Raw genomic sequence first — 22,648 nt, 5'->3', positions numbered from 1 at the left:
AAGAGTCAATAATAGTGATTTAATGACATATTTTTGTTATGATAAATAGTGTAAAGAACAAATAACAAATGAGGAAAAAATATATGACAGAAGTAGCAACTACACCTTTGTCAGGGAAAGAGCTGTTACAAAAAGTAAAAGAATTATCTGATGTTCCCCGCCGTGAAAGGGCAAGACGTTGTGGCTACTATACCGAATCAAAAAACGGTAAAGTTAGGGTAAATTTAACTGATTTTTATGATGCTGTTTTATCTGCAAAAGGCGTTCCTTTAGATCCAGAAAGAACTAAAGATGGAAGAGGAAGAGAAGCAACTTTCCGTGTCAGTGTTCACAAAAACGGTCAAATCGTTATTGGTTCTAGCTACACTAAAAAAATGGGTTTACAATCAGGTGATGAATTTGAAATTAAGCTAGGTTACAAACATATTCACCTTAAACAAGTGGGAGAAGGAGACGATTTTGATATGGATGATGATGAATAAATTATCCTTAAATCTACCGAGATTTTATCGTTTAAAAAAAAATCTAATAATTTCCTTTTATTGAACCTTGTAAATAAATAATGATTGACTGGGAAAGCAATTTCATAACCTCAACCCTAATCAATGGCAATGGCATTATCAAAGTTATTTTGTTCTTGATAATATGGGGGGTTGTTTGGTTGCCAATTGCATTTCCCCTTACAAGGTTAATTAACTGGCACCCCGCCACCCCAATTTCAAACTCTCAAAAGCTAACACTAATCGCATCTCTTTATCTCATTGCTCCCTTATTGGCATGGGGAGTAATGGGCATAGATTTGCATCAAATAAGTTTGACTTTCAGTCTTAGCAACTTCAATTGTATCTTATGGGGTTATGTAATAGGAATTGTTACTATCATATTTACAAATCTGATGACATTTGCGTTCGGGTGGGCTGTATGGAAAAAACCTTCCCAGTTTTTAATGTCTGTGGTTAAAACTTTACCCCTATTATTATTGGTTAGTCTCCTCATCGCTTCGGTGGAAGAATTGATTTTTCGGGGGGTATTCAAAGATTTTTTGAGCCAAGACTATAATATTTGGCTAACAGCAATCATTTCTAGTGCTATATTTGCGGTGCTTCATCTTATTTGGGAGAGAAAAAACACTATTCCTCAGTTACCTGGATTATTTTTAATGGGAATGGTCTTGTTTTATTCTGTTTATCTCCTCAACGGTAATTTGTCTATGGCCATGGGCATCCACGGGGGATGGGTAGTAACCCTTGCTACCCTCGATACCCTTGATTTGTACGAATATAATACCGATGCTAATCCTTGGCTATGGGGATGTAAGGAAAGACCTTTGGGCAGTGTGGCAGGGATATTTATATTACTGTTAACGTTATCAATTGTTCAATATTTTTTGGCTTAAGTTTTTTAAACAATCCATTCCGAGGCGCGATCGCCCAAATCCAAGAAAATACTAACCGCTTTGCCCAAACGAGGACGGTTTTTAGCTTCCAGAATACCAACCTGCACTTGACTTACCACTCCCCAACCACTAAGGTAGGTGGCAATTTGTTCTAAATGGGCATCATATTCTTCTATGGACAAAGGGAAAGAGCTTTGTTCTAAATATTTCCACATTACCTGAAAATATATACGATCCTTGATCCGTAAAATTTGTACATCATAGGAACAACCCCATTTATTGAAAATTAATGCTTGTAATTCTTTTCCTGTCATAGTTACACTGTTTTATCCTGGACATTTTAAGGTAAATCATGCTCATTTATTGAATTTGCTTATAGCAAAAATCAGAAAAAATGATATGTAGTTTATAATAATTCATACAAGGGTTTGATCCTTAACACCGTAAATTAAGGTTTTTCCCCAGAAAACAGGGAATAACAATACTCAAAAAGGTTCATTTTTTGTAATAATTAAATAATAACTTGGATTTACCTCCCAAAAAAAGCCTATTTGCATTATTATTGGTCAAACCAAAGTTAAACATAATAAATTAGATAAATTTAAATATGACACAGATTCCTGCTAACTCTGATGTACCCGATATGGGGCGCCGTCAGTTCATGAATTTACTGACCTTTGGAACAATTACTGGTATTGCTGCGGGTGCTTTATACCCCGTAGTTAGTTATTTTATCCCTAAATCTGCTGGTGGTGCTGGTGGTGGTATCACGGCAAAGGATAAACTAGGGAATGATCTTTCTGCTAGTAAGTTCACTGCTAACCGTCAACCAGGCGATCGCAGTTTAGCCCAAGGATTGAAGGGAGATCCCACTTATCTTATTGTGAGTGAAGATCAACAAATTGCATCCTATGGATTGAACGCCGTATGTACTCACCTTGGTTGTGTAGTACCTTGGAATGCCTCAGAAAATAAGTTTATCTGTCCTTGTCACGGCTCCCAGTATAACAACGAAGGAAAAATGGTTCGTGGACCTGCTCCCCTTTCCCTGGCCCTTGTCCATGCCGACGTTAACGATGATAAAGTTATCTTAACCGATTGGGAAGAAACTGATTTCCGTGATGGCTCCAAACCTTGGTGGGCTTAGTCAATTTTCCTTATAAACCTTTAACGGTAAACAATTTAACAAAAATTAAGTAATTGTAAAATATCGATGAGAAATCATTTTCCTTTAGACAGTATAGTCAAAAATATTAGTAGGTTGTTGTTAGTGGCGATCGCCTCTACTTGTTTCTTCCTCGTCAACGACATCTTCCTACCCCAAGCAGCCAACGCTTACCCCTTCTGGGCGCAAGAAACCGCTCCTATGACCCCCAGAGAAGCCACTGGTCGCATTGTATGTGCCAACTGTCATCTCGCTGCCAAACCTGCCGAAGTGGAAATTCCCCAAGCAGTACTACCCGATACCGTATTTGAAGCAGTGGTCAAAATTCCCTATGATCATTCCCAACAACAGGTATTAGGAGATGGCTCTAAAGGTGGATTAAATGTCGGTGCCGTATTAATGTTACCCGATGGCTTCCAAATCGCTCCTGATGACCGCATTCCCGAAGAAATGAAGGAAAAAATCGGTGGTGTTTATTACCAATCTTACCGTGAAGGTCAAGAAAACTGGGTATTAGTCGGACCCATGCCCGGAGATGAATATGAAGAAATCGTCTTCCCTGTACTATCCCCTGACCCTGCCACCAATCCTAACATTCATTTTGGTAAATATTCCGTTCACTTGGGCGCCAACAGAGGTAGAGGACAATTATATCCTACTGGTCAATTAAGTAATAACAACGCTTTCAAAGCTCCCGTTGCTGGGGTAGTTAGCGACATTACCGAAGAAGAAGCGGGTGGATATTTGGTAACTATCACCACCGCTGAAGGTGATACCAATACCGTTAATATTCCTGTAGGTCCTGAATTGATCGTTAGTAATGGTCAAGAGGTTGCCACTGGAGAGTTGTTAACCAATGATCCTAATGTGGGTGGTTTTGGACAAAAAGATACGGAAGTAGTATTACAAAGCCCCGCTCGTATTGCTTGGTTACTCGTATTTATTGGCGGTATTATGTTAGCTCAAATTCTTCTTGTATTGAAGAAGAAACAAATCGAAAAAGTACAAGAAGCAGGGATGTATTTCTAATCAAAATATCATTTTTCTCTGATTTACTTTTAAGGGGCATTAGCCCCTTTTTTTTTGTTTATTAATATGCTAAAAAAGCATAAGGGCGATCGCCTTTATAAAACCATCAATAATATATAGTCCTAAGACTATCAAAGTTTCTCAAGATGAGAAAAAGTTGATTAGGATTAAGTACCACTGATTAATTTTCAACATATTGAATTCTATCAAAATTAATTTTAGATTTTCTTTATATTTAATCGTTATAAGTTATAATCATAACTAACAAGAATAAAGTAAAATTGTAGTAGCACTTTTGAGTAATTTAGTAAAAAAGTAACCTTAAAAAAGTAAAGTAAATGGGTTAAAACCTTTGTTTACAAATAGGATCAAGATTTTTTACTATTTTTTAAAAAATTACAAATTGCATGACAGCGTTATATTTTCTAAAAAACGGTATCACAAAATACAAAAAAGTTAGTGAGCAGAGCAAATTTAGCAAACTTAATTTTAAAAGACGTTTTTTATGGAAATAAACTATTTTAGAAAATTTCTTCGATAAAAAATTCATTATTAAAATGGGGCAAATAATGAAAGGTGATATAGCGATGAAAGAAAATATTAATACTTCTGAAAAAAAACTAATAGGAGAAATACTGTTAGAGGCTGGATTAATAACTCCATCTCAATTAGAAGTAGCATTGGCAGATCAAAGTCAGTTTTTTAAATTAAAAATAGGGGAAATTTTAGCCCTTAGAGGCTGGTTAAAATCGCAAACCGCTGATTTTTTAGTGGAAATAGAAAATAAGAAATCGGCAAAAGTTTATAAAAAAGAATATCCTATCGGATACTATTTTAAAAAAGCTGGTTTACTATCCCATGAACAAATTGATAATATTCTTGTGGAGCAAAAAAAACTAGGCATAAAATTTTGTGAGACAGCGATACTCAAAGGCTATTTAAAACAGCAAACTGCGGAATTTTTTCTCGATTTTCTCTCCAAAGATGGACAAGATTATCATAATAATGATGATGATATAGATTGCGATGATACTATTTTACGAACTGAAGAAAAAGATATTACCAATGGTAAAAATATTAAGGTGACAAGAATAATGAAGGATACTAATGGGGATGATTTTCATAGTGCCGAGACACACATAGCACCTATCACAGAAGAAGAGGATATAATAATTACTCCCCAAGAAATAATTATTATCTCTAATACAGAAGCGAAATGCTTTTACTATGGTGGTGTTGCCTACAGTCCTATTTCTATTGACAATTAACACTTACACCATATCAAATCAAAGATTGTGATGGGGGTGATTCTTGGTTCACAGACACTTAACTAACTTTATCAAAACCTCATATTACAAGACAACTGGACTTAAATCTGGATAAAGATTAGCTATACCCTCAGCACTAGCAGAGCATACACCCCTATCGGTAATTAAACCAGTAATTAGACGGGCGGGGGTTACATCAAAACCATAGTTAACCGCAGGGCTATTTTTGGGAGTTAATAATACTTCGGTAATTTCCCCATCTTTTAATCCTTTAATATATTTTACTTCCGTAGCGTCTCGTTGCTCAATGGGAATTTGTTTCACACCGTCGCTAATTGTCCAATCAAAGGCTGAATAGGTGAGGGCAACGTAAAAGGGGATGTTGTTATCCTTGGCTGCCAATGCCTTAAGATAGGTGCCGATTTTATTAGCTACATCTCCAGTATAGCTGGTGCGATCGCTCCCTACTATAACTATATCCACCATACCATGTTGCATGAGATGACCACCCACATTATCAGGGATGACGGTATGAGGTACGCCCTGTTGCCCCAACTCCCAAGCTGTCAGCCTTGCCCCTTGGTTACGGGGGCGAGTTTCATCCACCCACACATGGACTTTTAATCCTTTGCGATGGGCTTCATAAATGGGGGAGGTTGCGGTGCCATTATCCACACAACCAAGCCATCCTGCGTTACAGTGGGTAAGAATGTTTACGGTATCGCCCTGTTTTTTCTCGCTAAGGGCTTGTATCAACTCAAAGCCATGTTCCCCGATACTCTTACATAATTGTATATCCTCAAGGGCGATCGCCCCTGCCACTGCCAAAGTTTTTTTAATGATTGCTTCGATGTTATTCCCCAAGGGTGCAACGGCTTCCAATTGACGATTTACCGCCCACTCTAAATTAACTGCGGTTGGTCTAGTAGCACACAGTTTCGCCCCCATTGCCCTCAAAAACCCTTGCACCTCAAATTTTTCTTGAGCCTTAGCTTCAAGGGAAGCTAGGTACATTCCATACCCCGCAGAAGCACCGATTACCCCTGCACCCCTCACGTGCATTTCCTTAAGGGCGATCGCCACGTCTTGCACCGTCCTTAAATCCTCAATCACAAACCGATGGGGCAAATGCCGTTGATCAATTATCTGTATTACCGTAGGCTCATCAGCCTTTAACCAAATAGTACGAAAAGGCTTCCCATTAACATCCATATAACAACTTCCCCGTGATTCTCAAAGAGGAAAATCATATCACAATAAGAAACCATTAACATCGGAAATGTTAAATAATGCAGTGTATCATAAGCAGATCCCTTTCAAAACAGTTTTGATGGATAGTTAGTATGCAACAAAGAATAAGGGGGAATTTTGATGATTCTACTTTGCTATGAGAGGAAATCCCAGACTTTCCCTTTGGGCTAGGTATTGATGGGCGACTTCACGGGCTAAATTCCTTATTCTACCTATATAACGGGTTCTTTCTGCCACAGCAATTACCCCTCTAGCATCGAGGAGATTGAAACAGTGGGAGCATTTGAGGACGTAATCAAGGGAGGGTAAGACTAGATTTTTGTCAATAAGTTGTTTTGCCTCTTCTTCGTACAAATTAAAAAGTTTGAAGAGTAAGTCGGGGTTAGATGCTTCAAAGTTGTAGGTACATTGTTCAATTTCCCCTTGCAAAAATATATCTCCGTATTTAAGTTTGTCATTCCATTGGATGTCGTAAATGCTGTCAACGTCTTGGAGATACATAGCCAAACGCTCTAAACCGTAGGTAATTTCGATCGCCACGGGCTTACAATCAATACCGCCACACTGTTGAAAATAAGTAAACTGAGTAATTTCCATACCATCTAACCATACTTCCCAACCCACACCCCAAGCACCGAGGGTGGGAGATTCCCAGTTATCTTCGACAAAACGAATATCATGATCTTCTGGATGAATACCAAGGGCTTTGAGGGATTCAAGGTAAATTTCTTGGATATTGTCGGGGGAGGGTTTGATAATGACTTGGTATTGATAATAGTGTTGTACCCGGTTAGGATTTTCCCCATAACGACCATCGGTGGGGCGCCGACAAGGCTCTATATAAGCCACCGACCAAGGTTCAGGGCCGATCGCCCTTAGGAAGGTATGATGATTCATGGTACCAGCACCTTTTTCTGTATCGTAGGATTGAGCTATCATACAGCCCCTTGCACTCCAAAAATCATTTAAACTAGCGATAATATTTTGAAAGTTAATAGTCATGAATTACAATAATAATTATTAAAATAAAAATTTCTTAATTTACTAAACTGAATCAACAAGTATGAGACTATACTTAGAAATCAGTTAAATTTTGCTCAAGCATACATATAATTTATCACTAATGGATACGCCCCCAACTGAAAACTACAGTGTCCCCATCAAGGAGTTTGTAGCTTCAAAGCAAACTTATTTATTCAATACCCTGAAAAAACATCAATTCACAGGAGAGTTAACCCTGAGTTATCCGGGTAATACTGAATGGAAGTTTTATTTAAATTTGGGCAGAATTGTGTACGGCACTGGGGGAGAGCATTCCGTAAGGCGATGGCGCCGTAATTTGACCGCTTATTTACCAGAAATCGCCACTGACCAAAGTTTTTTGGAAAAGGAGTTACAGTGGATTGCGGAGCAAAAGGAAATAAAAATTTGTTGGGATTATGATTTATTAAAGCGCTGGTTGTCTTTGGGAAAAATTTCTCGTAATCAAGTATTAGAGATGATTAATGCGATGTTGATGGAGATATTTTTTGACCTTAATCAAGTCCCTGAAATTATTTTTCGTCTTGATTCTGATTTTGAAATTCCTTTATCTGAACAAATCTTTTTGATTGATAGTAATAAGATTATTACCCCCGCGTGGAAGGCTTGGCAACAGTGGTTGGGGGCAAAAATGGCAGATCGTTCTCCCAATAAGGCTTTGGGCATTAAATATTCCGAGGAATTAAAGTTAAAATGTCCTCCCAAGGTATATCAAGTTTTTACTAAATTAATCAACGGGCGCAATACCATTCGGGATTTGGCATGGCAACTAAAAAGGGAGTTGTACCAAGTGGGCAAGTTACTTTTGCCTTACATTGAGGAGGGTTATATTAGTCTTAATTCCATTGCTGATTTGCCTCCCCCAGTTTCTGCTACTACCATTGTTCAAGAGGAGAGAAATATTTTGGTGGCTTGTATTGATGATAGTCCAGCTATCTGTCAAACTCTCCAAAGTATTGTTAAACCTGCGGGTTATCGTTTTCTAGCTATTACTGACCCCATAAAGGCGATCGCCACTATTCTAGCATCAAAACCAGACATAATATTCCTTGATTTGGTAATGCCCAATGCCAATGGTTATGAAATCTGTGCCAGTATTCGTAAACTTTCTTTTTTCCGCAATACTCCCATTGTTATCCTCACTTCTAATGATGGCATGGTGGAAAGGATGCGCACCAAAATTGTTGGGGCAACGGATTTTCTCTCGAAACCCATACAGCCCGATGAGGTTTTGAATATGATTAGTAAACATCGACCATAAACAATTGACAATGGACGATGGACGATGGACAATTACGGTAAGCTAAAATCTTCTGATTCATACCATACAAACATCATTCTTCATGGATTCATTATTTCTCCTCATTGATGGACATTCCCTCGCTTACCGTGCTTACTATGCCTTTGCAAAGGCAAGAAAAGGACCGTTACGCACCTCTACGGGTATTCCTACCAGCGTTTGTTATGGCTTCCTAAATTCCTTGTTTCAGTTGATTGACAGTTATCAACCACAGCTAATGGCGATCGCATTTGACCTCAGAGAAGCAACTTTTCGCCATACTGCTGACGCTAATTATAAGGCAGATCGTAAGGAAACCCCTGATGATTTTATAGAAGATTTATATAACCTCCAACAGTTATTACAAGCTCTCAATATCAACATTGTCACCGCCTCTGGCTATGAAGCCGATGACGTTTTAGGTACTCTTGCCCTTCAAGCATCCCAAGAAAATTATGCCGTAAAAATAGTAAGTGGCGATCGAGATTTATTTCAATTGGTTGATGATGAGGGAAAAATTAGCGTTCTTTATCCCGATAAAAACTTTGGTAAATACAACGAATTTACCGAAAAGGAAGTTTTTGATAAAATGCAGGTAAAAACCAAGCAAATAGTCGATTTTAAAGCCCTCTGTGGAGACAAATCAGATAGCATACCAGGGGTGTTAGGTATCGGAGAAAAAACCGCCGTTAAATTATTAGAAGAATATGATAATTTAGCCAATGTTTACACTAATATTGACCAGATAAAAGGGGCAACTCAAAAGAAATTAATAAATGGAGAAAAAGATGCCCTTCATTCTCAATATTTAGCTCAAATAATCACTGATATAGCATTAGAAAATGATTTAAATGATTATCAATTAACAGGGATAAATCAAGAACAAGTCGTCACCTTATTAGAACAATTAGAATTAAAAAGTTTTATAACTCAAATCAACAAAATTCAAAGCAAGTTGGGAGGAGAAGAATTTAAACTCACATCCCCCAATGAAGTCCAAGAAAGTGAGCAATTATCTTTATTTAATACTCCTAGTAAACAGGCAACTATCAATCCTATTATTGTTGATACCGAAGAAAAATTAACCGATTTAATTACTACTTTAAAACAACAAACTGATAGTAAAAAACCAACCGCATGGGATACAGAAACCAACTCCCTAGATACCCAAGAAGCTGACTTGGTGGGCATAGGTTGTTGTTGGGGTGAAAGAGAAAAAGAAAGTGCTTATATTCCCCTCAAACATGCCCAAGGGCAACAGTTAGCCTCAGCCATGGTATTGGAAAAATTAAAGCCCATCCTTGAAAGGGAAACATATCCTAAAACCTTGCAAAATGCTAAATTTGATCGTTTAGTTTTTGCCCGTCAAGGTATCGAATTAAAAGGGGTTGTCTTTGATACCATGTTAGCTAGTTATGTATTACAGCCCGAACAAAGTCATAAGTTAAGTAGTCTTTGTTTGCAATATCTCACTGATACCGTATCCCAAGATTATGATGATTTAGGGCTAAAGAAAGGGGAAACCATTGTTAATTTAGACATTGAAACCGCTGCTTCCTACTGTGCCTTAGATGCGATCGCCACTTATAAATTAACTATAATCTTAGAAGAAGAATTAAATAAAATTCCCGAATTACAAGAAGTATTTAACCTTGAAATAAAACTCGAACCAATTTTGGCACAAATGGAAAGGGATGGCATCGCCGTGGACAAAGAATATTTAGAGCCATTATCCCAAAAAATCGGTCAAAATTTAGAACAAATTGAACAAAAAGCTTATGAATTAGCAGGGGAAAAACTTAACCTAGCTTCTCCCAAACAATTAAGCGAATTATTATTTGAAAAACTAGGACTTGATACCCGAAAAACCAAGAAAACTAAAACAGGATATTCCACCAATCAAGTAATACTAGAAAAACTAGAAAAAGACCATCCCATCATTCCCGAAATCCTACAACATCGCACCCTTTCTAAACTAAAATCTACCTATGTAGATAGCCTACCAACCTTAATTAATTCCCATACCCAAAGAATCCATACTAACTACAATCAAACAGTCACAGCCACAGGCAGACTCTCATCATCCAATCCTAACTTACAAAATATTCCTATTCGCTCCGAATTTTCTAAACAAATTAGAAGGGCATTTATTCCCCAAGAAAATTGGTTATTTTTAGGGGCAGACTATTCCCAAATTGAACTGAGAATTTTAGCCCATCTTAGCCAAGAACCTATTTTAATTGAAGCCTACCAAAATAATCAAGATATTCACACCGTCACCGCTCAATTATTATTAGATAAAACAGAGATAGATTCCTATGAAAGAAATCTCGGAAAAACCATTAATTTTGGCGTCATTTATGGCATGGGGGCTCAAAAATTTGCCCGAAAAACAGGGGTAAGTGTCAAGGAAGCTCAACAATTTATCCAGATTTATCAAGAAAAATATGCAGGGATTTTTAATTACCTAGAAAGAATGAAAAGAGAAGCCCTTGGCAATGGTTTTGTAACAACAATTTTAGGAAGGAGAAGATATTTTAATTTTGGAAATAGTGCCTTAGCTTCATTACGAGGAAAAGCCCCAGAATCTATTGATTTAGATAAATTAAAACTAAATAATTATGATGCCCAAGCCTTGAGGGCGGCGGCTAATGCACCCATTCAGGGTTCTAGTGCTGATATTATTAAAATGGCTATGGTAAAAATTAATGAATTATTATCATCCTATGAGAGTAGATTATTGTTACAAGTTCATGACGAATTAGTTTTTGAAATCCCCCCCTGTGAAGTAGAAGAATTAACTATTAAAATTAAAGATATTATGGAAAATGTGGTTAGTTTATCTATCCCTTTAATTGTGGATATTCACACAGGAAAAAACTGGATGGAAACAAAGTAAGTAAATTAATGAAGAGTTAATAATAAAAAATTGATTTTTTGTTTTTCATTGTTTTCCTAACTCCACTTTTTCATGAAACCCTTAATAAGATTTTCATAAAAAAAATCAACACCATAGGAATTGTTCGTTAAAATAAGGGATTATTAAAATTAGTCTAAAACAACTTAATTTATGAGCAATTTGACAGGAAGAGACTTATTAAATATCATAGACTTAAACGCAACAGAAATAAAAACCATTCTTGACTTAGCCATTGACTTAAAAAATGGCAAAAAAGAGTTTAACTGTAATAAAACTCTTGGGCTATTGTTTTACAAGGCTTCCACCCGTACCCGTGTATCCTTCAGCGTTGCCATGTATCAATTGGGGGGCAATGTTATTGATTTAAACCCCAGTCGCACCCAAGTGGGTAGAGGAGAGCCAATCCAAGACACGGCAAGGGTATTAAATCGTTATTTAGATATACTTGCCATTCGTACTTTTGCCCAAGAAGACATCAAAACTTTTGCTGATTACTGTGATATTCCTATTATTAATGCTCTTACGGATTTAGAACATCCCTGTCAAATTTTGGCGGATTTACAAACTATCCAAGAAAAATTTGGAACATTAGATGGTTTAACCATGACTTATCTTGGAGATGGTAACAATGTGGCCAATTCTTTGCTTTTGGGTGGTGTGCTGATGGGGATGAATGTGCGTTTGGCTTGTCCAGAGGGTTATCTTCCCTCCCCTGACATTGTGGCACAAGCCCAAGCCTTAGCCACTAAACCAGAGCAGGTGGTTATTACCCAAGACATTCAGGGGGCGGTGGAGAATGCCCATGTTTTATATACGGATGTATGGGCAAGTATGGGGCAGGAGGAGGAAACTGAGCAACGAATTCCCATTTTTATGCCCTATCAAATTAATAAGGAATTACTCAATGTGGCTGATAAGGATGCCATTGTATTGCATTGTCTTCCTGCTTATCGAGAAAAAGAAATTACTAATGAGGTGATGGAAGGCTCTCAATCTCGTATTTGGGATCAAGCGGAGAATAGGATGCACGCCCAAAAGGCCTTGATGGCTTGTCTATTGGGGTTAAATAAATAAGAGGTATTAGGTAAAAGTAAAAACCCCTCTCTCCATGGTAGGAAAGAGGGGGAAATAATGGATAAGTAGGTTGGCGAAATTAATTATAGCTCTTATTTTTTTAAGACTCTTATGAACAAGGGGTTTAAACCCCTTGCCTAAATCGATTTAATTATGCCTACTTACTTAGTTATTTAGGGTGATTTAGAAAATATCTCATAGAGCGCACCCTAACCCTTATTTATTGCTTTTTGACGGGGGGAAACCATTCAAGGATGGCTTCTTCTTTGGTGTTGGTATTGCGGGAAGGGGTTTCACGGGTAAATTCCATGTGAATAGAGCGGGTTTGCTCACCATCGGCAGCTACGGCAATGATGGGATAGTCAATTAGACCGTCTTGGAAGGACATCTGGAAGCGGAAAGTACCATCAGGGTTGAGTTTGATAGGTCTTCCACCAATGGTAACGGTGGCATCGGGTTCGGTAGCACCATAAACGATTAATTCAGCGTCTGCTACTAACCAGAATTTACGAGGTTGGGCGGTCATGCCTAATCCAGCCCCTGAGCCACTGGCTAGTAACCCGGCACCAGAACCACTAGCCATGCCTACTCCTGAGCCTCCTGCGTAGCCTACCATGCCCATTCCAGCACCAGAGGCGGTGGGTACAGCCCACATACCGATCCCTGAAGGGAATACATAAGAACTAAGGGCATTTTCGGGGATCATGGAGCTAGGGGCTTGTTGCATACTGCCATACAGTGAACCTGCTACCCTCTGGGCTTCGGTACCTTGTGCCATGCCAAATATTTCGTCGTAAATTTCGCTGTTTTGTTTGGTGGCTTCTTGGGCTTGTTGAGCATGAGCAGCGGCGATCGCAGCTTTTTTGGCAGGAGGGGTTAATTGATGAACAGTTTTACCGTTCAAGTCTTCTTCCCAATTAACAGTAATAAATACATCTTCTACCCAATCGCTAGGATAAACGGGGGGAACACGTACGGGGGCAGAACGAGCCAACACTAACCAACGTCCATCTACACAACGATAACCGATGTCGATCAAATAATCGCGATCGCTCACAGGGATAGGTAAATACCACTCTCTGGCCAACTCATCACAAAGATATTCTTGGATATTGTGGGGGCTTTGATATTCAATGTTAATGTCAGTAACATCATATAATCGTAGGGCTAACTGTTGCCCCCCTTGCATTCTAAAACTCTCTTTTTCTTCGTGGGGTACATCCCAATAAGCATAAGCCCACTGAGGATCCCGGGGTAATAATACAATTCTACTTTCTCCATAACCTCCAGGAAGCTCTCCGATGCCATCATCAACGGAGGCTAGGGTTGCCATGGAGAGATCTTCTTGCCCTTGTCCGACATCAAATTTTGACACTTCCATTTTCGGTTCTCTCTGATTATTAACTGGACTTGATTTTGATAAATTATTGGTATTAACAGTATTTATTGCGTTGGTGGGTGTAAGTTCTTTTTGCTTGACTTGGATTGCACTCAATAATTGTGCTTTCCTCATGCGACTATAGCGAGGAATATTAAGCTCACTCGCTACCTTGCGCAGTTGCCTTAAAGTCATTTCCTCAATAGGTGGTCGTGATTTTGACATGAGATCAAATCTCCGTGGGATTGGTAAGTTAATATGTTTTTGGCCATATTAGAACCTGTTTTTAAGCGATATATTTAGTGATTTTCTCTCTTTTAACAAGATCGGGGATCACTTATTTAGCCCTATCTAACACAATAAACCCTTTATTTGTCAAGGGCTTTAGGGATTAGTTTTCTTTTCATGACGAAATATTAAGGGTTTGGGGATCATTATTGTCAAACTTTCATGACATTATATTTCAGGGTTATGTTTTCCTAGCAAAATTTTTGTAAGATAATGCCATCATGATAAAAATTAAATTTAAATGGATCATAGCCTTGGGTACTTTTATCTCGCCATTATTTTTTACGAGTACCCATAGTCATGCCTCCCACTGGTTGGAATGTAATTTTGAGGTGAAAATTAACCAAGTTTCCGCCACCCATGTGCGCATTACCCCAAAGCGTTTTAGGGGAGGAGATGGCTCGGTAGAAATGGATAGACGCTCTTGTCTTCGAGCCATTGGTAATACTAACGTGCCCATGTCACAGGTGAACCAAGGAAAAAATTTATTACATCCTGGGGCCATTTTACATGGACGCTGGGCAGAATATGGTGCCATGACTCCCAACGGTGCCATATCTTCCCGTGGTTGGTCGTTTACGCCCCTCCCAAAAGATGATTAATTCCACCTATCAAACCCATTTAAAATGGATGAATGAGGCCTACAAACAAGCCCAAGAAGCAGGAAAACAGGGAGAAATCCCCGTGGGGGCTGTCATTGTCGATGAAAATGAGCAGTTAATTGCGATCGCCCATAACCGAAAAGAAAGAGATTTTGATGCCACCGCCCACGCCGAAATCCTTGCCATCCGTCAAGCATCAAACATCAAAAAAAATTGGCGATTGGATGGGTGTACCCTATACGTCACCCTTGAGCCATGCCCCATGTGTACAGGAGCCATCATTCATAGTCGCATATCTACCCTCGTATATGGAGTCGATGACTATAAAACAGGCACCGTGCGCACCGTCATGAATTTGCCAGATAGTTACTGCTCCAACCATTCCTTAGAAGTGATAGCAGGAATCAAAGAAAAAGACTGTAAAATATTATTACAACAATGGTTCAAAACTAAAAGAAACCTGTAGAATTTGCGGTTTGGGGTAAATATTTGTTAAGGTGAAAAAGGTAAGTAGCTAATTGTAAGCTATACACCATAAGAAATAGCAATAATTTACTAGGAGAATAATACATATATGGGAACCCATTTATATAGTACCCGTTTAGACTTAAACGAAGAAGTCCGTGACAAAGTCGCAACCTTATTAAACCAAACCTTAGCCACCACCCTAGACCTTAAAACCCACACCAAACAAGCCCATTGGAACGTAAAAGGTAAAGATTTTTACCAACTTCATAACTTTTTCGATGAAATGGCAGGAGAATTAGAAGGGTATGTGGACATGGTAGCCGAAAGAGTAACTGCCTTAGCATCCGTAGCTCTTGGTACTGCAAAAGTAGCCGCCACCAATTCTGTCTTAGAAGAATACCCTCTAACCGCAGTGACAGGGGAAGAACATTTAAAGGCTTTAGCCGATAGATATGCCGCCTATGGCGCCCACTTAAGAAAAGCCATTGATATAACCGATGGATTAGGGGATGCTGATACTGCGGACTTATACACCGAAATTTCTCGTACCATCGATATGCGCCTTTGGTTTATCGAAGCCCACTTACACTAAGGTTAGTGATGAGGGTTGTGGTCAATAATTAATTATTTACGATGGTTTTAAATTCAAACTTATAACCATTTTCACTTAAACCCTCAAAGTCTGGAACTATTTGCACCAGGGGGATTTGTAACAAACTATCTTTTTCTTTTCCATAATCCGATAGTTTGATGCCCTCTTGTAATAGTTTATTTAAATTTCCTCGATGGGGATTAAGAGTCGTGGCACTGACAACTTCTTGAAAAATAGTATAAACTAACTCCTCATTCCATCCCTCCATCATCTGCCCATGGACAACAACATCAGAAGAAAATCCCCAAGGTAAAGCCATAACCATTTGATCCACCGCTTCGGCTCCTTCGGTTAGGGTGTTATTATTAAATAAATTTTCACTACTTAAAATGGGTAAAAAATAATTGTTTTCCTTGGCAATTTTGATGGCTTCAGAAAGTCGATTTTGCCCCAATGCCATCACGATGGTATTCGCCCCCGTAACGGTTTGTAATGTTTCTTCGGGGGTATCATTTTGGCTGACATCTACTTCTACTATTACATTACCCTGCCACAGAGGTAAGTTTTCGATGATGGCTGACTTAAACTTGATACTATCATCATCCTGAGAGTCGTAAAATATAATCCCGTTAGGAGGAGAATTGAGACTGTTACCATAATTCAATAAAGCCTGAGTTGCCATGGTTAAGTAAATATCCTGCCGATTTTCTGGCTCAATGATTTGTAACTCTTCTTCTTGTTGCTTCCATTGAATATTCATGGGAGAAATGACCCCCAAACCCTGCTCTTGATAGATCGATAAAGCTAAATAACTATCAGCATCCAGACGATAATCTATTATTCCTAGAATGTTATTAGCATTAAGGATATTTTGGCTCAAGGTTTCTATGTCTGCACCCTGATAATTAACTATTACCACTTCTAATAATCTTTGGTCATCATTACTGGGTTGTTGGTTAAACTCTTTTTGATAACGGGCTACCCCAGAGAGTAAATTTATATCTTTTTCCATGTTGCCTGTGATAGTAATAGCGAAGGTGAGGGGATTTCCACGACTATGGGCGATCGCATTTTGTTGGTATATTTGAGCCTCATAATCATCCCCATTATCCTCTATATATTCCCCATAAAGGGCGATCGCCCTTTGCCAATGCCCCCGCCCAAAAGCATCAGCGCCCGAACGTTTAAGAGGATTAACCTCAAAAAACATTTTTTCCCCCTGACTAATAAAATTATTTCCATCTTCAGAAACCAAACCCACAGACAAATTATTGCTACTTTCTCCCAAAATTCTTTGATTTAAAATAACCATCGATAAATTAGTTAAAATTATTCCCAAAATCGTTCCTAAAATTAAAAATCTCCAACCAACACCAACACTTTTATCTCTCAACAAAAAAGCAACCAAAGAAAAAATATTTTCAGAATCATCAATCTCTTTTTTATTCAACTCAAATTCTCCCACCCTCGTCTCATCAGCCCCACTAAAAACAGATTTTCCCGCCTCCCTAGGCAAAAAACAAATAGGACAAATATCAGTGAAATTTTCCACGACTTGATGATTTCCAAGACAAAGGGGATAATCCTGATTATTTTTCGCCATACCATCACAAATCCAAGGACGTAAAACAGTAGCCATAAAAAATTGTTGAAGATAGCTTACCAAACAAGTTATATGTACATATTAGTATCAAATCATTTTCCAGTTAAAAAAATTAATAGGACTTTTTTCTCAATGTTTATATAATCTTGGATAAGCTAAATAAAAAAACTTGGAAAGAATCGCAGAAAAAACTTAAAATAAAATAAATTATTAAAAAAAATCCCTTATTAAGTAAAAATACGTAAAAATCAAAATAAAATGGTAGGTTTTTTAAGCAATTTACTGGGAGGACAAGGAAAAGGAGTAGGGATAGAAATTAATCCCGATCGCATTTCCTTGGCACAAGTAAGCAAAAAAGGGCAACAATATAAACTTCTCAAATATCAATCTCTGGAAGTACCCGAAGAAATATTTGAAGAAGGACAAATAAAAGACTCCGAAGCCCTTGCCGAATTGATCGAACAACTGCTCAAAGAAGCAAAAATCAAACCCAAACAAGTGGCCACATCAGTGCCCATGAGAGAATCGATCATCAGAATTTTGCCCATTCCCGCAGAATTAAATGATCAAGAACTCAAAGACACAGTTTTAAACCATGAAGCTAGTTTATATCTACCCTATCCCAAAGAAGAAGTAGATCTTGACTATCAAAAACTAGGTTACTTCGTAGATGATAGTGATGGCATCGAAAAAGTCCAAGTTTTACTGGTGGCTACCCGTAAAGAAAACACCGATCTTTACCTAGAAACATTCCAACAAGCGGGAATGGATATTAAAGTCCTAGAAATAAATAGTTTCTCCCTCATTAGAACCCTCAAACCACAACTACAGCAGTTTAGCGCCAGTGAAGCCGTTGTATTAGTGGACATTGAATTTGACAGTACCGAAATCGCCATCATTGTCGAAGGAGTACCCCAGTTTTCTCGTACCGTACCCATAGGCACTTATCAAATGCAGATTGCCCTAGCTCAAGCCATGAATCTGCCCACCTCTAAAAATACCGAAATTCTCCAAGATATTACCATTCCTAACAATCCTGACCAAACCTCCACTAGCAGCACCAGTAGCCAAACTTGGATTAACCCCGGTATGGATTCATTGTTGAGAGTATTAGGGGAGTTGGTGGACGAATTAAGGCGATCGGTTAACTTTTATATCAACCAAAGCGGAGATGTAGAAGTTGTGCAAATTTTGATCGCAGGCCCCGGGGCTGGACTGGCTCAAATTGACGAATTTTTCACCAAAAAACTTAATATTCCAGCCACCCTCTTTGATCCCGTAACATCATTAGGAATTACAATGAAAGAGGAATTATCAGGTATGGAAAGATACGGTTTAGGAACAGTGTTGGGTTTAGCCATGAGGATGAATTAGATTATGCACAATATTGACATTAACTTTCTTAAAGAAAGAAAACAAGATGCCATCACTCAGGTAGGTAAAACCGCTGGTTTTAAGAAAGAAACCACCATGGCGGAGCGAATCCCCATCTTTATTGGTTCGGGGGTTGCGGTGTTCCTCATCGCAGCTGTGGGGGGAGCTTCTTTGTTGCTCAATAATCAAAAAACATCCACCGAAGCCAGTATTGGTCAATTAGAGTCAGAAATTCAAAGACTACAGGGACAAAACGCCGAAGTTAATCAAATTCAACAGGAGATTGACAATATTAATGGGCAGGTGGGGATTTTGGTCAGTGTTTTTGATGAGATTAAACCTTGGTCCGCTATGTTGCGGGAGATTTCGTTTTTAACACCCCCCAATGTCCAAATTCAATCGATCACTCAATCAGGGAGTCGGGGACTGACCATTGCTGGTTTTGCTGATTCCTATAATGATGTAAACGATTTTATGTTGACTCTCAAGGCTTCTGATTTTCTTAATGGTAATGAAACTCGCCTGACTAGCACCAGTTTAACCGAAAACCCCAGTACCGTAGCCACTAGCCGAGCGCAACTGGAGGCTGCTGATGGGGATGAACCTGTAGCCGCTGATGATAGTTTGATCATTTCCTTGGGTCAGGTTGTATCTTTCAATATCACCACAGAAATTAATGATGTTCCATCTACGGAATTGGTTAATTTACTGGATACTCGAGGGGCGATCGGTTTGGTGAGCCGTATTGAGGCTTTAAGACAATTGGGGGCTTTAGATATTGAACCCATTGTACAAGAACAACCCACAGAAGAAGAAACTACTCAATAAGTAATAACAAAGGAGGTATTATGACGACATCTTTCACCACTACCGAAGATTTTGGCGATGAGGCAGAGGGTTTTGGCCCGGAGTCGAACTATCCAGAACTATTTGGTATAATTTTTACCCCGAAGGTAACGGGGATTAGTATTGGCGTAGTGGGCTTTATCATTGCGGCTTTTTTGGGCTGGACACAATTACGCCCTGTGAGTGAGGAATTATCTACCTTACGGGCAGAAAAAAGTGAGAAAGAAGGACAGCTCAATCAATTGAGTGAGAGTGATTTAGAACAAAGAATCACTATGAAGCGAGGGGAATTAGAACAGGCAGAAAATCTAAAAGTTCAGGTGGAAAGTTTGTTTGCCCAAGAGCGCACCTTAGAGACTGTTTTATTGGACTTGAATCAATTTGTTAATAGTTCTAATGTCACTATGACCAGTTATACTCCTTCCGGGGATAGGGCTGCGGTAAGTGATGATAGTTTTGGACAGATTGCTATTAATAATATTCAAGTTAAAAGTTATAATCTCAACCTAGAAGGTAGTTTTTCTAATTTAATATCTTTTGTGCAAGATTTGGAAAGATTGCAACCTTTTTTGGTGGTGCAAAATTTTAATGCCACGGTTTCTACCCCCCAGCAGTATTTGTTGGAAAATAATCAGGTTTTTCCTTTTGGTTCTCCCGAACTCAGTACCACTATTACTATTAGTGCTTTATTTTCTGATGTTCAAGATATTGCTCCCCCAGCAGAAGAAGGAGAAGCTACAGAAGGAGCCACGGAGGAAACTACCGAATAATTTTTTTAGGTTTACTGTCTGAGCATTTTTTTATAATTATTTTTTAACCCCATTGTGTGTAGGAGTTTAATTTCATGAGTTTATTGTCTTCCCGTCAAGTTCGGTTTGTTAGTAGCACCGTTGCAATTCTTCTTGGTTATCAGTCATGGGCGATCGCCTCTCCTAACCGCCATAATACCCCTCCTAATGACCTTGTACCGCTACTACTAGCCCAAAATAACGAAGTATTATTTCCCAACCCTGACGTACGCATCGACGGGCAACCCGTACGCCCCAGTCGCATCGAATCAGCCCCTCCTTTTCAACAAAGAGCAGTAGCCCCCCCCATCGGTGATATATCCGTTTCTAATACAACTCTCAATACTCAAAGCATTAGTCTTGGTACAGATGCTGTCGTTCCTCGCTTAGTTCTTCGGGATGCGCCCCTTGATGAGGTGTTAAAGATTCTTGCTCGTGCCGCTGGTCTTAGTATTATGTTTGACTACACCACCATGGGAGATCAAGAAGAAGAAGAGACAAGAGGAGAAGATTATATCCCCCCCCTCAAAAAAACTATTACGATTGACCTAGAAGGAGAAAGAGTACAGGATATATTTAACAATCTTTTAAGATTACACAGACTCGAAGCTAGTAGAGACGGTAGCACCATATTCGTTGGGAGAAATTTATCCTTCTCTGTTAATAATAGTATCAGCAGAACCCTAAGACTCAATCAATCCAATGCAGGTACTGTAGCCGCTCAGTTAGCTTTGGCAGGAGCAACGGTTCAAGAAGTTGTTGAAATTTTTATTAATGAAAGAAATGAGGATGGAATTGTCATAGCTAGAAGGTTTGATGGAAGAGCTATCAGACCTCTTACAGCTGATAATGATCAGAACTTCAGAACCCCTTTACCCCTAAGAAGATTAAACGTTACGGCTGATGAAAGAACAAACTCTATCACTCTGACGGGTACTCCAGAACAAATAAGAGTGGCTACAAATTTAATTGTTCAAGCCGATACCCGTTTGCGACAAGTAGCGGTAAATGTTCGTATAGTTGATGTACAACTAGCCGATGGCAGTAGCTTTGGCTCTAGTTTTTCTTTTGGGGTTGATAACACAGGTATCGTACAAGATGGAGGAACAGGAGTAATCAACTTTGGAACGAGAGATCAAAATGTAAGTTCTGAGGATTTCCGTGTAGGTCCTGATGGCAACTTAATTCCTGGCTTTGATGAGTCGATTATCATTACAGAAGGATTTACCAGAGATTTAGCCCAAACTTTAACAGAATCTTTAGCTAATGATCTGACTTCAACTAATAATGATGATTTAAACCGCACCTTCCAAGATACTATCGATAGAACCCTTGGGCAATTTGGTAATAACACGGCTTTTAACAGAGATCAAGCAGAGGATTTACAAAGAAATTTGGTTAATAACCTTGCCAGAACCATTACCGAATCCAATCTTAGTAACGATACTACCAACATCACCGATAATATTAGCCGTAACGTAGTCAGAACACTTCAAGGATTACCTATTGGCACTCCTCGCTCTGGTCGTATTTCTCCTTTTGAAACTGACTTTAACCCCGCTCAACCGGGAGTAGCAGCAAGGAGTATTCCCGGAAGAAACTTTAATCTTCCCCAAGCCTTCCTTGCTCAAATTCGCTCTAGTATTAGCTCAGGTAACGCCAAAATCTTGACAGATCCCACTCTTGTAGTACAGGAAAGACAAACAGGAAGTGTGTCTTTGGTTGAAAATGTTGTCACCAGTGTTCTCACAGAAGTAGATACAGAAAGTGGCGTGAGAACTGTTACCCCAGTCATTGAAGCCGCAGGTCTTAATTTAACGGTAGAAGTTGAGGGTATCGATGATAATGGTTTTATAAATCTAATTGTCAATCCAGAAATTAGTGCTCCTGGCAGCCCTCAAGTGTTTGATAGTGGTGGCGGTGCTAGTAACGTTATTACTCCTTTATTAAGAAGAAGTATTTCTTCTGGTTTAATCCGCATTAGAGATGGTCAAACTCTCATTCTTTCTGGTATTATTCAGGATGCGGAACGAGTTCAGGTTTCTAAGATTCCTATTCTCGGAGATTTGCCTCTCATTGGAAGTTTATTCCGCTCTACCTTTAGTGACAAAACCAGATCTGAGGTTATTGTCATGTTAACTCCTCAGATTTTAAATGACTCGGAAGGCTACAGCGGTATGGGATACCAATACACCCCCAGTGCTGAAACGGGGCAGATTCTCAGAAATCGTGGTGTTAATATTCCAGGCAGTCCTTTTTAAGGATATTTTAGGACAAGGGGTTAAA

The 22,648-nt window shown here is 38.9% G+C and carries 20 protein-coding genes; 15 read left to right on the top strand and 5 right to left on the bottom strand.

The genetic code is table 11. The features are described 5' to 3' along the window. The first annotated feature begins 83 nt into the window (after positions 1 to 83). A complete protein-coding gene (locus A5482_RS07045; RefSeq protein ID WP_069789729.1) occupies positions 84 to 482 on the top strand; it encodes an AbrB family transcriptional regulator in 399 nt (132 codons plus the stop codon). Between the two features lie 413 nt (positions 483 to 895). Further along, a complete protein-coding gene (locus tag A5482_RS07040) occupies positions 896 to 1,396 on the top strand; it encodes a CPBP family intramembrane glutamic endopeptidase (protein ID WP_161486821.1) in 501 nt (166 codons plus the stop codon). Between the two features lie 5 nt (positions 1,397 to 1,401). Here the strand turns inward: A5482_RS07040 and A5482_RS07035 are convergent, their stop codons facing one another. Further along, complete coding sequence (locus tag A5482_RS07035; protein WP_069789731.1) at positions 1,402 to 1,710, bottom strand: DUF3067 family protein; 309 nt, start codon at positions 1,708 to 1,710, stop codon at positions 1,402 to 1,404. Positions 1,711 to 2,003: 293 nt separating this feature from the next. Between A5482_RS07035 and petC the strand changes: the two genes are divergently transcribed. The 3 genes from petC (at position 2,004) to A5482_RS07020 (ending at position 4,858) form a co-directional block, all read left to right on the top strand. Then, positions 2,004 to 2,543 (top strand): cytochrome b6-f complex iron-sulfur subunit, encoded by a 540-nt coding sequence (gene petC / locus A5482_RS07030; RefSeq protein WP_069789732.1) that lies wholly within the window; start codon positions 2,004 to 2,006, stop codon positions 2,541 to 2,543. A gap of 66 nt (positions 2,544 to 2,609) precedes the next feature. Then, positions 2,610 to 3,590, top strand: coding sequence for a cytochrome f (gene petA, locus A5482_RS07025; protein WP_069789733.1), 981 nt, complete (start codon positions 2,610 to 2,612; stop codon positions 3,588 to 3,590). 569 nt (positions 3,591 to 4,159) lie between these two features. Further along, a complete protein-coding gene (locus tag A5482_RS07020) occupies positions 4,160 to 4,858 on the top strand; it encodes a hypothetical protein (protein WP_069789734.1) in 699 nt (232 codons plus the stop codon). Positions 4,859 to 4,942: 84 nt separating this feature from the next. On the opposite strand, the gene mtnA is transcribed toward A5482_RS07020, so the two are convergent. Both mtnA and glyQ read right to left on the bottom strand, forming a co-directional pair. After that, a complete protein-coding gene (mtnA, locus tag A5482_RS07015) occupies positions 4,943 to 6,070 on the bottom strand; it encodes an S-methyl-5-thioribose-1-phosphate isomerase (protein WP_069789735.1) in 1,128 nt (375 codons plus the stop codon). 165 nt (positions 6,071 to 6,235) lie between these two features. Then, entirely contained in the window at positions 6,236 to 7,111 is an 876-nt protein-coding gene (gene glyQ / locus A5482_RS07010; protein ID WP_069789736.1) for a glycine--tRNA ligase subunit alpha, read from the bottom strand. A 121-nt stretch (positions 7,112 to 7,232) separates the two neighbouring features. On the opposite strand from glyQ, the gene A5482_RS07005 reads away from it, so the two are divergent. The 3 genes from A5482_RS07005 (at position 7,233) to argF (ending at position 12,423) form a co-directional block, all read left to right on the top strand. Then, the gene (locus A5482_RS07005) at positions 7,233 to 8,411 is read left to right on the top strand and encodes a response regulator (protein WP_069789737.1); all 1,179 of its coding nucleotides are present in this window, start codon (positions 7,233 to 7,235) and stop codon (positions 8,409 to 8,411) included. 82 nt (positions 8,412 to 8,493) lie between these two features. Then, a complete protein-coding gene (polA, locus tag A5482_RS07000) occupies positions 8,494 to 11,328 on the top strand; it encodes a DNA polymerase I (protein ID WP_069789738.1) in 2,835 nt (944 codons plus the stop codon). A gap of 171 nt (positions 11,329 to 11,499) precedes the next feature. Beyond that, on the top strand, positions 11,500 to 12,423 hold the full coding sequence (gene argF / locus A5482_RS06995) for an ornithine carbamoyltransferase (RefSeq protein ID WP_069789739.1): 924 nt from the start codon (positions 11,500 to 11,502) through the stop codon (positions 12,421 to 12,423). A gap of 220 nt (positions 12,424 to 12,643) precedes the next feature. Here argF and A5482_RS06990 read toward each other — a convergent pair whose 3' ends face one another. Beyond that, a complete protein-coding gene (locus A5482_RS06990) occupies positions 12,644 to 14,026 on the bottom strand; it encodes a DUF4912 domain-containing protein (RefSeq protein WP_069789740.1) in 1,383 nt (460 codons plus the stop codon). Between the two features lie 284 nt (positions 14,027 to 14,310). Between A5482_RS06990 and A5482_RS06985 the strand changes: the two genes are divergently transcribed. The 3 genes from A5482_RS06985 (at position 14,311) to dps (ending at position 15,751) form a co-directional block, all read left to right on the top strand. Continuing rightward, complete coding sequence (locus tag A5482_RS06985) at positions 14,311 to 14,691, top strand: hypothetical protein (protein WP_083260372.1); 381 nt, start codon at positions 14,311 to 14,313, stop codon at positions 14,689 to 14,691. After that, on the top strand, positions 14,684 to 15,157 hold the full coding sequence (gene tadA / locus A5482_RS06980) for a tRNA adenosine(34) deaminase TadA (RefSeq protein ID WP_069789741.1): 474 nt from the start codon (positions 14,684 to 14,686) through the stop codon (positions 15,155 to 15,157). Before A5482_RS06985 ends, tadA begins: the two co-directional genes overlap by 8 nt. Positions 15,158 to 15,265: 108 nt before the next feature. Next, positions 15,266 to 15,751 carry a DNA starvation/stationary phase protection protein Dps gene (dps, locus tag A5482_RS06975; protein ID WP_069789742.1) on the top strand — a complete coding sequence of 162 codons (486 nt, stop codon included), beginning with the start codon at positions 15,266 to 15,268 and terminating at the stop codon, positions 15,749 to 15,751. Positions 15,752 to 15,779: 28 nt separating this feature from the next. Here the strand turns inward: dps and A5482_RS06970 are convergent, their stop codons facing one another. Beyond that, positions 15,780 to 17,390, bottom strand: a complete 1,611-nt coding sequence (locus A5482_RS06970; protein WP_069789743.1) for an ABC transporter substrate-binding protein — start codon at positions 17,388 to 17,390, stop codon at positions 15,780 to 15,782. Between the two features lie 222 nt (positions 17,391 to 17,612). Between A5482_RS06970 and pilM the strand changes: the two genes are divergently transcribed. The 4 genes from pilM (at position 17,613) to A5482_RS06950 (ending at position 22,623) form a co-directional block, all read left to right on the top strand. Further along, the gene (pilM, locus tag A5482_RS06965) at positions 17,613 to 18,728 is read left to right on the top strand and encodes a type IV pilus assembly protein PilM (protein ID WP_069789744.1); all 1,116 of its coding nucleotides are present in this window, start codon (positions 17,613 to 17,615) and stop codon (positions 18,726 to 18,728) included. Positions 18,729 to 18,731: 3 nt separating this feature from the next. Further along, complete coding sequence (locus tag A5482_RS06960) at positions 18,732 to 19,556, top strand: PilN domain-containing protein (protein ID WP_069789745.1); 825 nt, start codon at positions 18,732 to 18,734, stop codon at positions 19,554 to 19,556. Between the two features lie 20 nt (positions 19,557 to 19,576). Next, positions 19,577 to 20,344: a type II and III secretion system protein gene (locus tag A5482_RS06955; RefSeq protein WP_069789746.1), complete on the top strand. Its 768-nt coding sequence runs from the start codon at positions 19,577 to 19,579 to the stop codon at positions 20,342 to 20,344. Between the two features lie 74 nt (positions 20,345 to 20,418). Next, complete coding sequence (locus A5482_RS06950) at positions 20,419 to 22,623, top strand: secretin N-terminal domain-containing protein (RefSeq protein WP_446684830.1); 2,205 nt, start codon at positions 20,419 to 20,421, stop codon at positions 22,621 to 22,623. Positions 22,624 to 22,648: the final 25 nt, after the last annotated feature.

This window comes from Cyanobacterium sp. IPPAS B-1200 (assembly GCF_001747005.2).
Taxonomy (GTDB): domain Bacteria; phylum Cyanobacteriota; class Cyanobacteriia; order Cyanobacteriales; family Cyanobacteriaceae; genus Cyanobacterium.
Note: the sequence above shows the minus strand (reverse complement) of the source record. Positions and strands in the feature narration are given on the sequence as shown.